The sequence below is a fragment of the Lentzea sp. NPDC102401 genome (assembly GCF_044765805.1).
Classification (GTDB): Bacteria; Actinomycetota; Actinomycetes; order Mycobacteriales; family Pseudonocardiaceae; genus Lentzea; species Lentzea sokolovensis.
The window spans coordinates 33,407-48,039 of sequence record NZ_JBIWKS010000022.1 but is presented as its reverse complement, the minus strand read 5'-3'; the positions used below and the strand labels follow the sequence as shown (position 1 = coordinate 48,039).

The window sequence follows — 14,633 nt, the reverse complement described above, 5'->3', positions numbered from 1 at the left end:
TCGTTGGCTCGCACGGAGTTGCGCAGTTGCTCGTCGAACCAGCGAGCCGTCTCCTCGTTGATCCGGGCGTAGGTGTCGTCCTGGTGCGTCGGGGTGATCAGCGTGGGCTCGGCCTGCGGTTGTGCCGTGGTCGCCAGGCCCTGCTCGTCGCCGGCGTCCTCGGGGACGGGAGCACCGGCGGACTCCGACCGCACGTGACGGGCCTGTGCCTCCGCGACCGCGTGCCGCGCGCGCTGCCACCGATCGTGACGGCCTGGGTCGGCGAGCTCGGCCAGATCGAGCAGGTCCAGCGCGGTGTCGAAGTCGCGATTGGCGTTCGCGACCGAGGCCTTGCTGAAGTGACTGTCCGCTGCACGTTCTGCGTCGGCCTTTTCGGTGTCGCGGCGTTGCTGGATCGCGGCGTGATTGGGCAGGCCGCGGGTCACCTCGGGGTGCTGGCGGACCCACTCGGTGATCCACTCCCATTCCTGCCAGCTGCCGTTGAGGTGGCCCTCAGCGGTCAGATAACGGCCGACATCGGTATCGAGCTTGTGATAGCCGGAGGCATGCTCACGGATCTCGCGCAGCACAAGGGCTTCTCGTTCCGGCGTGAGCGTCAGCGGCCCGGCGAGGATCTCGGCCTCGCGCATCGCGTTCTCGGCCGCCCCGGCGTCGTAGACCTGCTCCAGCGCCTCGCGGACGAGTGTCTCGATCTCGAAGGCGTGCGGTGACTCGGCCAGCATGTGCGGGGCCAGTTGCGCCAGCCTGCGCGGCCAGTCCCGCACCGTGGTGTCCGCGGTGAAGTGTGCCGCGTTGAGAACGAGTCGGTGAGCGGCGAGATGCTCAGCGGCGGAGCCCTGCAGTAGCCGTCCAGCACCGTCGAAGATCTCGCCTGTATCGGCCTTGTACGACAGCACCGGAGGATTCGGGGCTGCGGGCTCGTGAACGGTGACGAACGCCGCGTCGCCAACGCGCACGACAGTCGCGTGCAGCCCGTACTCGGCTGCCAGAGCCCGCCAGGCGCGCAAGGTCCCCGGCAACCGCGGCGTGGTGTCGTGCAGCCCTGAACCGAGCGCGGGAGCGGCGTCACCAGGGTCGAGCGTGCCGGGAACACCCGTGCTCTGCAGATGCGGGGGCAGATCCAGAACGAACGGCAGTGCTGCCCGCGCGGGCCTCACATGCGGGTGCGCCTCCGCACCGGTCAGCAGGGCGACGTCGACGGGCTCTGCGGCGATTCGCCGCGACAGCCACAGCACCCTGTCGCGCACCGGCAGCGTCGCGACGAGCGCCCACTGCTGGCCCTGCGCCATGGTGGCGTCAGGACCGGTGTTGTCGAGCAGCACCCCGTCGTCGTCGACGCGTGCGACCAGGCCGCGGCGGGCAGCCACCTCGACCAGGCGCCGCCACCGGTTCTCCAGCCGCTGCGGATCGATCGCGTCACCGCTGATGAGCGCGTCGCGTCGGACCCGCAGGGAATGCGCGATCGCCTCCGCCATCGTGACGATGTTGAGCGCGAGCTGTTCGCGAGGCTGAGAGCCGCGCACCCGAGCGGGAGGGACCGAGACGAGTGCGCGGGCGTGATCGACCTCGACCGTGCCCGTCGTCGACTCCACCACGGTGAACCCTGCCTGGAACAGACGCATCTCCAGGACATGCGCGATCTGCCCGGCCATCTCGAACACAGGCTCACGCGGCTCACCCGCGCGCAGCGCCCAGGCGACCAGCGCGTCGGGGTCGGACACGGACGGCGGGTCCAGCGGTTGGGAGCTAAGGCACTCCTCAACCGTGGGCAGGTGTCCTTCTGCCATCAGCCGGAGCAGGTTCCTGTCGTCATCGGCCGCGTTGCCCGTTGCGCCGGCGATCACCTGCGTCAGCGCTGCTTCCAGTATCGACACCGAGAACATCGCGCTGTGTCCGGTTTTGACGTCGATCGCGCCGTTCTCATCGAAGTGCGAGCCGCCATAAGTGCCTGTGCGGACCACCTGGGTGTCCAGTGCGTGTGCCTCGGCCAGCAGCAACCTCCAGCGCTGCTCAAGCTCGGGGCCGGTCATCGTCATCAAGTCGGCCCGGTGCCCGCGCAGTACTCGCTCGCCCAGGGGCGCGTCGGCGAGCAGTTTCAGCGGCTCACGGTCGAGATCCGACACCGCGAACAACTGCTCACCCGTCACCTGGACGGCTTCGCCCGGACCGCTGGTCGCGGCCCTGTACTCGTCGATCAGAGCGATCACTCTGTGCCGCAACACGTCCGCTCTGCGCCCGGCATCAGCGCAGGCGTGCACGAGCGTCGTGCGGATCTGGTTGCCGCCCTCGGCGGAACCCAGCCAGGTCTCGTCCAGAACGATGCGTTCGACCTCAGGGTGCCCAGCGACCGACAGCTCCGCGAGGACGTGCCCGTGGCTGCTGACGAAGTCGATCCCGACCGATCCCCAGGTCAGTTCCACGTTTCCGCCGAGTTCTGGCTGGAAGCCGTCGCGGGCGCAACGAGCAAGGTAGGCGAGCAGCTCTCCGATCGTGTCGGGGTCTGCCCACCGCGGCTCAGGCTCCGGCGCGAGGCCGAATCGCGCGTCCGCGACCAGACTGTGTGGTGCGGACGCCGCGGCGATCAGGTCGAGCGTCGCGGCCTGAGCGGACAGCGCTCGGGCCTGGGTGGCCCGGGGATCATCGCCCGATACGGCAGCCAGCAGTGCCTGTTCCTGTTCGGCGAGCCGCTCGCGCAGCGCACGAACCTCACGCACTTGCTCCTGCAGCACGCCCTTCAACTCGAAGAACGGCAGGTCCCTGTTCGTGTAGACGTCGCGCGTGCTGTCCCGGCGCACCACGTCCTCGGACTGCGTCGCAGGCCTCCACGCGTAGCTGGCCTGCTCCAGTTCGATGAGCAGCGTGCGGCGCAGCTCCTCCAGGGCGTCTTCGCGCTGACCTCGCCGGGCCAGCACGTCTTGCGCGACGTCGTCCTGCTCGGTGACGGAGCCAGGTGCGCCGGCCAGGCGACGCGTCAGCTCCACATCGCTGTTGTCTGTGGCGGAAAGGTCGCGCAGGTCGAGGTCGACCGCGATACCCGCGAGCCGCAGCGCCGCAACGACGCCCTGAACGCGGTAGACGATCCGGTCCTCGGGGTCGTCGCGGATCGTCGCGGCAGACGGGGTTCCCGTCGAGCGTGGCAGCGTCCACGCCAGCGTCATGCCGACCGGAGTGTCGACGGTGCGTGGCTGCCACCCGGCACGCTCCCCTCGGATCGCCTCGGCGGCCTGGCTGCCTCCACCGCCGTACACCAACGCGCCGAACTCACGGGAGTAGTGGACAGTCACCCTGGGCCCGTCACCGGCTCCCACAGAACCGGTCCTCCCGGCACCGGCCGTCGTGGCGCTGGCCGGTGGCGGCCAGGTCAGCTCGCCCGAGTTCATGAACTCCAGCAGTTGCGCGCTCGTCAACGCGACGCCATCGACCTTGTAGACCAGGCGCGAGTCGCGTCCGACCTGCTCGCTGCTCACCTCGATGTTGTGCCCGTTGTCCTGGCCCCAGGCATGAAGCCGATTTGGCAGAGAACTGCGAGTGTGCTCCACGACCACCGACGGCGCCGGATCACTCGCCGCCATCTGGTCACCACTGTCGATAGGGCCATCAGTCCTGGCCCCGGCAGCGGCGTGCTCCGATCGGGCTTGTCGTGCGCGGGCACCTGCCGAGTCCGCCCGTTCCGTTAGCCTCTCCCTCAGCGTGGGCGACGCTGGCTGGGTGAGCCACGCCGGGTCGATGCTGAGGGTGTCGAGCACCGTGCCGACGGGCGAACACAGCTCGACCACGGAGTCGCTGAAACGCAACCGCAGGCCGCGCCACCGAACGACATCCGGTCCCTGCCCGAGGCCCAGCCGTGGGGGCGCTGTGCCGTCACGTGCCGCCCGTGCGTATCCGACAAGTGCCCGGTCGGCTTCCTGCACGTGCAGGATGTGGGACATCACGCCGTCGACGACGAAGCGATCCGCGTGCGGTTCGCCTGCCAGCGCGCGTTCGCTCGTCGCTGCGAGTTCTTCCAGCGCCGTGGCACGCTCAGCCGACATGGTGAGGGGGATCGGTCGATCCTCGGCAGCGCCGGTCTCGGTACCTGGTTCCGGTGAGAGGCCGTCCGCGGGCACATCGCCGCCGGCTTCAGCGGCCTGTGGCTCATCCAGGGTGCTGTCACCGTGCACTTCGCTGGTGTGATGCGGTTCGGTGACGGGGGCGAAGGCGAGTGCTGCTCGCAACGAGCGCTGACTGAGGTCTTCCGCCGATTGCGGGAGGTCGGTGGCGTTCTCGAACACCGCCCAGCCGTCGGTCGCTGCGATCCAGTTCAGGCGTGTTCGGGTCGTTGGGCTGGGCTCGAAGTCTGGATAGGACACCTCGACGAAACGACTCATCCGGTCGTCGTGCCAGGTGGTCGGCACGCGCAACACGGCTCGGCCAGGATCCTCGGCCTGGCCGTTGTCGTTGACGCGGTCCACGGAAATGTCGGTCCACTTGCGATCCGGTGTGATGGCGGAGACCCGCCACACGGCGAGCTCTTGCTCGCCGTCGGCGGACAAACTCGTCCAGGCGACGTGGTCACCGGCCTGCGCACGTGAGAGCCGTTCGATCTCGGACGGTTGCGGCGAGTGCAGCTCCGCGATCACGTTCGCCGCGCGGCGCAGGACCCACGCCCTCGGCTGCCTCGGGTGAAAGCGGTCATCGTCCGCGACCACGTCCGCGCGCTCCCGCAGGAGGCCGACGGCCTTGTGGGGATCCCCGCCGAATCCGAGCGCGATGGCGACGCGCAGGAGGCGCATCGACTCCTCATCGGCCGCCTGCAAGGCGCTGGCACGTTCGTATGGCACGTTGAGCGGCTGGACAATCTGCACAAGTCGGGTCAGCGTCTGCAGTTCACGCCATGAGGGCTCCGACAACCGGCCGCCGATCGTGTCGGGTGTGCGTTGCGCCAACCGGTCCACCGCGTGCGCGAACTCGTCGGTGGCGGTGACCGTGGGGAAGGCGGCCGCGAGGTGCATGATCGCGGCCGAGTGCAGCGCCGTGACGCCGGTGTTGCGGCCGAGGCCAGCGGCAGGCATGGACCCGTCGTCGTTGAGGTCGGTCCACTGGCGCACCGCGCGCCGCACGTCGCCGGCGCTCTGGGTCCAGTCGATCTGGCGGCCGGTGATGTCGGTCAGGCACTCCAGCGCCTCAAGGTAGCCGGGGATGGCCTCGTCCGGCAGGGTGAAGCTCGCCGGAGTGCGGTCGTGGTTGGACTCGCGGGTGCTGACCTCGTCGATCTGGTGCGGGGCGTGGTCGACGCTGCGCACCAGGGTGCCGACCTGCATGCCGGAGGCAACGTGGACCACGAACCACCGTGTAGGCCCGTTGTGGAGCTTCGCCCGCCAGGCCCACAAGGCCCCGGACGGTGACGCCTCCGCACGGGACTTGGAGAACGAGCTGACCGTCGGCTTGCCGATACCCAGCGTCTGCAGGTGTGCGACCGCGGCCTTTTTCGTGGAGAACGGCGACATCGCGATCGGTCCAGGGCTTGCCGGACGCGACACGATTTGAAGCAGCCGCCCACCGTGCCCGGTCTGCGTGGCTCGCGCCGGAGGGGCTGGAGTGGCCGCCATGAGTGCCGGGTGGTCCGGGTGCGCCGGGGCCTGCTGTGCCGGGTCCGCCGCGTCCGCAGCGGGAGCGGGACCGGCGTCGTTCTCGCCAGGTGCCGCCGCCGGGATCTCGACCGACGCCTCGTGTGCCATGGGGATCGGCTCCGCCGCCGAGGGTGCGGGCAGGTTCCACACAGCGCGTGCTGCCCGGACGAGTTCCTCGTCGGGGTCGAGAGTGAGATTCGGGTCGTTGCCGTCCAGGAAGAACACGTCGAACGTGCCGTCGTCGAATCGCACGACCTGCGCTGGGGCCCGATGCGTCGGGTCGTTGGGCCGCACCATCGCGTCACCGGTGACGCGGCCCACGCGCGGGCGCCCATCGAAGCCTTCGGCGGCGGGCGCAGTGAACAACACGACTGTGCCCGCAGGGACGTGCCGCTCGTCATCAGCGGGCTGCACGATCTCCCGGTCCGCACCCCACGTTCCATGCGAGGTCGGAGCGGACAGCCTCCGCCCCATGCCCGGATCGAGCCCGGCGCGCTCGTGATCGGCCGCCCCGAGGAAGCGGACGTCCACCCCGGGATTGCCGGCGAAGTCGAACTGGTGAACCCCGCCGTCGGTGAACTCGATGCGGTAGGCCTCGGTCATCGGCGTGTGCCCGCGGTTCATGCCCTGCGCGCGCCGGCGCTTGCCCTGCAGCCAGGCCTTGCCCACGCTGGCCGCGACAGCGACGTGGTTGTCGAGGCGGACCTCGTCGCCAGGCGCGACTTCGGTGATGTCGCGGCGAAGGTGGAAGCCCTCGACATCGACCGCGCCACCGACTGGGCCAGGTGCCGCCGCCAAGCCGCGGCGGGGCACATGAACGATTCCGTGTCGTTCCGCCCACGCGCTGGCGATCTCGGCGCGCACGTCATCGAAGCGGCGCCCGGCGCCGTCCCGCCAGCCTGCCACCCAAGCGTTGCCCTCGGCGGTGAAGGGAATCAGTGTGCCGTTGCCGCCCCGCAGGTCGGCCAGCTCCTGTGCGAGCTCGGCCACTGCTTCCCGACTGACCTTCGGCGGCTGGCGGCGGTCGGCGCGGCGGAAGTCACTGCCCTCCAGCACAGTCCAGCCGTTGGCGAGCAGACTCCACTTCGAGGTGTCAGGAGAGGTGATGAACAGGCAGCCCTCGGCGGCGCGGTAGGACTTCGGTGGCTGCTCGAACGTGAGCGGCGCGGCCTCCGCGATCTCCTCGCTGGCGATGATCTCCCGCTGGCTGCGCTCGAACTCGCGTCGCTCGGTGCGCACGTGGCTCGCACGCGTGCGGCGAGCCTGTGCTCGCGTCCAGCTCGCGCGATAGGCCTGATCGTCGTTCTCCCGAGGCACCACGACGTCCGTGTCGCGTGATGGGGTGACCAGCCGCTCGGGTAGTTCTCGCTCTTCAACCCAATGACCGCGCACAGCGCTCACCAGCGCCTGTGGCGTCGGCGGCCGTTCCTCGCTGTCAACTACCAGAAAGTCGATCATGCCCTGGGAGGACGCGACGAGCGTGAGCCGCTGCTCCCCCCGATACCACTGCGAGGACCGCGAACCGGCCGACATCTCAGGCCGATCGTCACGACTCCACTCGTGCGCAGTGAGAAGCACCTCCCACAGCCGAGTGCCCATGGCCGCATCAGGCGCAGTCCCGCCGGGCAGGGCACTGCCCGCGCGGGCGACCTGCCCGATGACGGCGTGACGCCACAGCTGCGCGGAGGCGCCCGCGCCCTCCACGGTGTCCACGATCGTGGCGCGGATCGAGTTGCTGTCGCGGCTTCGCGACTCCGGCAACCGCACCCCGTAGCCCAACCGCGGTTCCTCCGCGGCCGAGATCCGCGCCCGAAGCCCATCGCTGTGCTGGACCATCGTGATCTCAAGGCCCGCCCACTTCCACGGACCGCTACCGACTCCCACCCAACGGGAAACCGCCTCATCGTGGGTGATCTCCATGCCGCCCGGCGTGTACCAGGGAGTGGCGTCGATAGAGGCCGCGTGCGCCGACAGGCGCGTCAGCGCGGCAACCTCGGCCAGACGATCCCGCGTCCACGACAGGGTGCGCCCGCGCAGACCGGTCGCCGCCAAAGCGGCGATCTGCGCCGGCCGAGCCTGCGGATCGGCGAAGTCAAGCTCGCCGAGCAGGGAGTCGACCAGCTGAGCGGCAGCCAGGTAGTGGCGGTGCTCGCGCACCTCGCCCACCTGTGAGGCGAGTTCGAGGACCTCATCCTCGAGTCGCGAATGGCGCGCGGTGGCCACGGTGCGGTTGCGGTGATCCACCCGGCTGCCTCCGGCGCCGGCGCCGAAGGTGTGGACGTAGCCGTTCGCCGCGAGCTCGGCGAGCAGCACCGACATCCTGGCCCAGGACGGATCACTGTCCTCGTCGACGCCGAGGGTGTCGAGAACGTCCTGCCCGCGTCGTGCGACCGAGGGCTCCGCCACGGCGAGCGCGGAGGCCTGGTTCGCCTCGCCGCTGCTATCGGAGTCCGGTGTGACTGCCACTGCGTGCGGAGAGGACTCCGTCGCCGTAGCCGCGACGTCGCGGGAAGAAACGTCCTCGGTCTGGTCAAGCGGCTCGTTTGAACCAGGCAACTCAGTGGCTTCGACCACGAGCGGCGGCAGTCGCATGCTGCGCGCCAGTTCGCGCACCACCTGCGTCCAGAGCTGGTCTGTGGTCTCGTGCGCGGACTCGATCGCAGTGGTGATCGTGTGGAGAACGGTCGAGCCCTGCTCGCCTGCCGAGCCAGGCAGCCGGATCCACACCGACGCGGCGGGTTCCGAGGCGGGCGTCACCTGGGCGGTTCGTCCCGCCGGAGAGGCGTGCAGTCTGATGTTGAGGTAGCCGAACGTTATCGGGGCGCGGTCATAGCCGGTCCAGGCGTCGAGGTCGGCGTCGGTGGTTACTGGCTGCTGATTGGGAGCGAGCACTCCTGCCGCTGGTTCGGCGGCATACGAGGCCGCGACGCCCGCCCACGCGGCAGCATCGGACAACCTCTCGCCGGCGAACTTTGCCGACGGTCCCCGCACACCCGCCTCCACGATCCGGCGAATGAAGTCCAGTCGGGATTCGCGTCCGTCATGGTTTGCCAGGATGTCGCGGACTACGGACTCGGCGCGGGCTTGATTGAGCCGTGTACGCAAGACCTCGACCTGCCCTGCGATCTGATCTAGTTCGGCTTCAGGGGTCTCATCGGGGCCAGTAACAACCTCGCGTCGCTCGAGGTCGAGGTAGGCCCACGGGACCTCGCTGTTGTAGCGATAGGTGTAGCCGGCACTGGCCAGCTCCTGAAGTAGGTCCTCACGCCGCGCTGCCACCTCTGCATCGGACTGTGAGCCGCGTTCCTGCTCGAAATCCTCAGGTGGCTGGCGGTCGGAAGGACGGCTTGGCGGTCGCAGGCGGGTTCCAGCCACCGGCGCGGGCGGCAGAGGATGCTCGTGCTGGGCCGCGGACGCCTGCTCGGACAGCGCACGGTCGGTTGGCGCAACGTCGATGCGTTGTGGCTCTGCCGTGGAGGCGAGTTCGGTGGTGTCGGCTGGTGGCGCGGTCTTGGCTCGCGTGGGTGTGGTGGCGCCCATGGGGGACAGCCGGGTTCGTCCGTCCGCCGCTGGGCGGCCGATGCTGAGCCACACATCGAGGGCGGCGTCAGCGGGTGGGCGTTGTTCGGCGAGGACTGGTGAGGTGATCTCGGCGTACCAGCTCCCGTAGACCTCGGCGACCTTGTCGGGCAACCCGGCCAGTACCGCGGTCTCACGCGCGCGGGAGGTTAGTTCGCTGCGTTGCCGCATCCACGCTTCGGCTCGTTCGCGGCGGGCGATCGCCGCGGGTGAGTTCGGGTCCTCGTTGGGGTCGTGCCTGTGGTCCTCCTCGTCGTGGCTGAGCTCCGCTATCAGCGCAGCTCGGCGTGCACTGACCTCGCTGAGTCGCCGCTCACTGCCGAACGGCTTCCCCAGGGCAGCGCGAGCCTGCTCGATGCTCTCCTTCTCCTCAGCGATCTCGGCGCGGGTGCGGTCCCCGGCGCCGGAGATTTCCTTGAGTTTGTTCTCCAGCCGGGTTACCGGCCCCAGACCACCAGGCAGATTCGAGACGTCGAGGTAGAACCCCTCGGCGCTGTTTCCAGCGGCGGGGAACCTGATAAAGATGCCGTACTCGTCGACGTCGAGCGTGTAGTAGGTCGCGGTTACCTCGAGCCCGCCGATCATGCCCAGGGTGGTGGGGAAACCTTGGGTGCGGCGCGGTGCAGCGGCCATCGCGGCGGTCAGCTGCGCGCGAATCGCGTTTGCAGCCTCCGTGCGCTTGGCGTAGGTGGTTTTGCCGACCCGCATCGAGAAGTTCTCGCCGTCCGTGTTGATCAACGTCGCGGCGAGAGCGTCTTGCTGTTGTGCCTGCTGTTCCAGCCTCGGGATGAGGGCCTCGCTGTGCGCAATGGACAAACGCAGCGCCTGCTGGGTGCGGCCGTGACTGGATCGCTGGCGAGTCAAGGTCTTGAGCTCGACGTCGAGTTCGGCCTTCTCCTTGTAGCGGCGGTCGCCAGTGGCCGCGGCCATGGTGTCGGCGAGGCTGTCGGCCTCCTCGGTCTTGATCTCGCGGGTCCGCTCCGGCGGAGTAGAGGAGTACAGCGGCGCGAACATCTGGTGCTTCTGGGCGGTGATCTCCCACTTCTTGGCGTCCATGCTCGGCGCAAGAACGACGGGTTTCCAGAAGTAGGTTGGATTCTGGTTGCCCTGGCGTTCGATACGGCCACGAGCCTGCGCGGGGATATCGGGCCGCCAAGACCCAGTGATCACGTAGCCGCCGATCCCCCGGGTCTGCACGTTGATCCCGGCGCCCATCTTCATCGTGGAGCCGACCAAGACCGACACCGCGCCCTCGCGGGCGGCGGCGAGCAGATCCGCCTTGCGCTGCGGGCTGCTCGCCTCGTGAATGAAGCGGATGGACTTCTCGGCCATGCCGTGCATGACGAGCAGCTGGCGCAGCTCGGTGTAAAAGTTCCAGTGCGGGCTGGGAGTGGACTCGTCACAGAAAACCAGGATCAGGCCACCGCGCACAGGGTGTTCTGATCCGTCATCGCGCAGGTAGACGTTGTCCTTGGCTGCTGACCACTCCATGAAGATGTCCTCGGCGACGACATCGACCTTTTGCGGTTCGGACGTGGTGATGCCGACGGTGCGCAGGTCGGTCGCGGCCAGCTGACCGTCGTGGGCGATGACCAGGTGGTTGTCCGCGCCCTTCTCGGGTTTGCCGCGCAACTGGCGTTCTCGGCGCGCCAGGTCGAGCGTGAGGACACGCTTCTGCACCGAGGCGGGAACCTCGATGATCTCGTCGCGGCCGCCGCGCAGCGCCGGCGTGGGCAAGTTGAGGTCCTGCTTCATCTTGACGTCGGAGGTCAAGCGCAGGGACCGCCAGAGATCCGTTTCGTTGATCGGGCTTCGCGTGCGGATTTTCGGCCGCAGTGTGCCGCCGGGAGTCATCTCCAGGTACGGCTGGGGAATGACGTAGGTCCGCGCCCAGGTGTCGAACCGGGGCATTACGTGCCCCAGCCGCCGTTGCCACAGGTACACCTCGGAGTACTTGCCGGTCCACGGGGTGGCGGTGGCGAGCACCACGCGCGCGGTGCCGTACTGCTCCTGCAGGTAACCCAGCTTCATGTCCAGGTCGATGGCGCGGTTGCTGCCCTCGATCACCAGATCGGGAATCGCGGACAGGACCAGGCCGTTCTTGTAGTTCTGTGCTTCGTCGACCACGACGAAGTCGAAGCCCGCGTCGACGAAGGTCATGCCGGCGGTGTCACGCTCGATCTCGGCGAGCCGCTTCTGCAACCGTTGCTCAAGGGACTCCATCGTGCTCTCGATGCGTTTGGTCATCGACCGGCTCAGCTCGCCCTCGCGTGCCTCCTTCTCCGCCCGCACGTCGGCCAGTTCGGCGCCGAGGAACTGCTCCTGGATGTCCGGGGGCAGCGGAATCCTCTGGAAGGATTCCTTCGTCATGATCACCGCGTCCCAGCGGTCTGTCGCCACGCGCGCAACGAACTCGGCGCGTCCGTTACGCCCCTTCTTCTTGTCGTCGGCCAGTTCGGCGCTGCCACCGGTCAGCAGGCGCGCCGCCGGGTAGGCCTGCAACCACTCGCGCTCGAACTGCTCGGCGATGGAGTCGTTAGGTACGACAACGACCGGTGTGTTGGCCAGCCCGCGCCGCCGCCGTTCCATGACCCCGATGATCATTTCCAAGGTCTTGCCCGCACCGACTTCATGAACCAGTCCTGTGCCGCCCTGGTAGATGATGCGGGCGACGGCGATCTTCTGGTGCTGGCGCGGCGGCAAGGCCTGGGACAGGCCGGGAAGGGCCAGCTCGATCCGTGAGAAGTCGACTGGGATCTCGGCGTTGAAGGTGTCGTTGTAGATACGCATGACTCGCTGCGCGCGAGCGGAGTCCTCCCAAACCCAGTCGGCGAAGCGATCGGAGATCTCCGCCGCCTTGTCCATGGCTTCTTCGGTGGCAGTGGGGTCCAGGATCTCGCGCTCATTGCCGTCGAAGTCGGTGATGGTCGTGGTGATGCGGATCGGCGCGCCGATGAGGAGCCGCTCGGTGAGTTCGTAGGCGTCCAGGCCGCCGCCACCCCAGACCTCGTTGGCCTTGAGCACTGTTGCCTTGGTCTGTTTGTCGTTCTTCGTGGACACGAGCCACATGCCGGCAGCGGTCTCGACGAGCACGTTGGGGTCGTCGAGCAACTGCTTGAGGAACTCCTGGACGTACTCCGGGCCGATCCAGGAACCGAGCCGGACCTCGATGTCCTTCGGGCCGAGGTCGGGCGGGATGACGGGCCGGAGAGCGGCGACGTTGACCTCGAACCGGGAGTCCTCCGCTGCGGCGAGCTCGGCGCGGGCCAGTTTCTGTCGCACGTTCCCGCCGAGGTAGAACGGCGCCCACACCGGTTCGTCGGTGTCGGGATCGTCGAAGACCAGCTGCCCGAGCGCGGCGCGCGCTTCCTCGGCGCTGTGCAGACCCAGCAGCCGGGCGATCTCGTCCAGGTCGATCCGTGAGTGGGTGTCCAGGCAGATCGACAATGCCTCTTCCGGTGTGTCCGCGCCCAGCCGGGTACGCGGCGGGTTGATCACACGTTTGGTGAAGATGTCGGCCTTGCGGGCGCTCTGGGTGGTGGGGTCGAACTTCTCCAGCGCGCGCGCGACGTTGGCGAAGGGGTCGTCGCGGAATCCGCCCTGCGGCGGACGGACGATTTGCGTAGAGCGCAAGCCCAGAGCGTCGAGGTCCAGCCCTGGATCGGTGACCTCCGGCGCTCCCTCGATCACTTCCCGGCCGGCCGCGATGGTGGACGCAGGCAGGCGGGGATCGTCGACTTCGGCGATGTTGAGCAGATCTTGCCACGAGCGCTGGCGGGCAGCGGCGAGCGTATCCTCGCTGACTCGTTTGGGTGGCACGCCCTCCGATTCGGCCGCCAGCAGCCGTGCACCTTTCTCCACCGCGCGGTCGAATGCGTTCTGGTGAGCCTTGGTGATGCCGTCGAGGTGCCGCTGCAGGCGGTCCTGGCCGAGGCCGCTGACCCGGAGCTCGGAGAGGTATGTGAGGACCGTGTCGGCCGAGGCGGGCAGCTTCGCGCGATCGTTGCGATCACACCACTCTCCGAACACGTGCCAGGCTGCTCGCGTCTGGCGGCGTTCGGTGAACCTGTTGATCGGCCCGAACTCGGCGACGTAGCGGTCGTAGGTCACGTTGAGCTGGCTGCGCAGCTCCAGCACGTCCAGCGTGTCGTCGACCGTTGCCTGCTCGGCGCGGATGAGCGCCATGGCGACATCGCGCACCGCCAGCAGAGCCCGCAACTCCTCCACCTGTGTGGCGGGTGGCTCGTACGAGACATCCTCGGCGCCGACCCTACGGGTGAACGTGCCGTCCGGATGCGCGGTCAGTGACCCCTGGAAGCGCGCGGCGTTGGGGTCGATGACGGCGACAGTTGCTGCTGGACGTGGTGTCGTCGCGGTCCGCGCGGTCATGGTCAGGCCGCGTTCGGCGGCCTGGTCGGTGATGCGCCGGACCGCCGCCGTGAAGTCGCGGCCCAAGTGCTCGATGTCTCCGCGCACTGCCAAGGTGTCGGCGTTGTGCATGCCGTGGCCGAGCGCGAACGTGCCGAGGACATGGTCGGGGTGGTCGAGGAAATACTGGTTGATCTCGACCTCGGCGAGCGCGTCCTGGCTGCCGATCGCGGTCGACTGCACATACTCCCAGGTGGCGGGGTCGACCAACGCGGGGGCGTCGTCCTCGCGGCGGCGCAGGATCAGCAGATCGGTGACGGCGTCGGTGCCGGCTACGCGATCGTGCGCCCCGGTGGGAAGCCGCACGGCGCCCACCAGGTCGGCAAGCTGCGCCATTTCGCGGCGGGCGGCCGGGTTGCGGGCGTCCATTGTGAACCGGGAGGTCAGCACGGCGACCATGCCACCGGGCCGGGTCAGCCGCAGTGACTTGATGATGAAGTGATTGTGGATGGAGTGCTGTCGGCCGGGATTGTGCTTGTCGTCGTTGAGCTTGACCCGGTCGAAGGGCACATTTCCGATCACCGCGTCGAACGCGCTCTCCGCAGCGTCAATCTTGGCGAACGACGCGCGCAGAACTGTCGCGTGTGGGTAGAGCGCGGCCGCGATGTCGGCGCTGACCGGCTCGCGTTCCACACCGGTCACGCGCGCGGAGTCTGGTGCCAGGCCGATGAAGTGCCCCGAGCCGCAGCCGGGTTCGAGGACCTCGCCGCCGGCGAACCCGAGTTGCTCCAGGCCTTTCCAGATGGTGGCAGCCAGGGAGGCGTCGGTGTAGTGAGCATTGGTCGCGGACAGTCTCGCGGCCGCGTACTGCGTCTCGGTCAGCAGGCTGGCGAGTTCCTCACGCTGTGCGGCGAACTCAGGCTTGTCGAACAGTTGGCCGAACGAGCCCCAACCCGACCAGCGTGCGAGAACGGCCCGTTCCGCAGCGGTGGGTGTCCGTCCGGTGCCGGGCCCCCAATCCAGGCGACCATCACCGCTGGCGGTACCGATGCCATCGGCTGTGCCGCGCAGGTGCAC

1 protein-coding gene (cut by a window edge) is annotated in these 14,633 nt (G+C 68.6%); it reads right to left on the bottom strand.

Features of this window, described 5'->3' with window-relative positions; translation table 11 throughout:
* Positions 1-14,633: the 5' portion of a UvrD-helicase domain-containing protein gene (locus ACIRG5_RS45500; RefSeq protein ID WP_402917187.1), read on the bottom strand. The gene continues 13,138 nt to the left of window position 1, outside the view; only the first 14,633 of its 27,771 coding nucleotides appear in the window; the start codon lies at positions 14,631-14,633; its stop codon lies beyond the left edge, outside the window.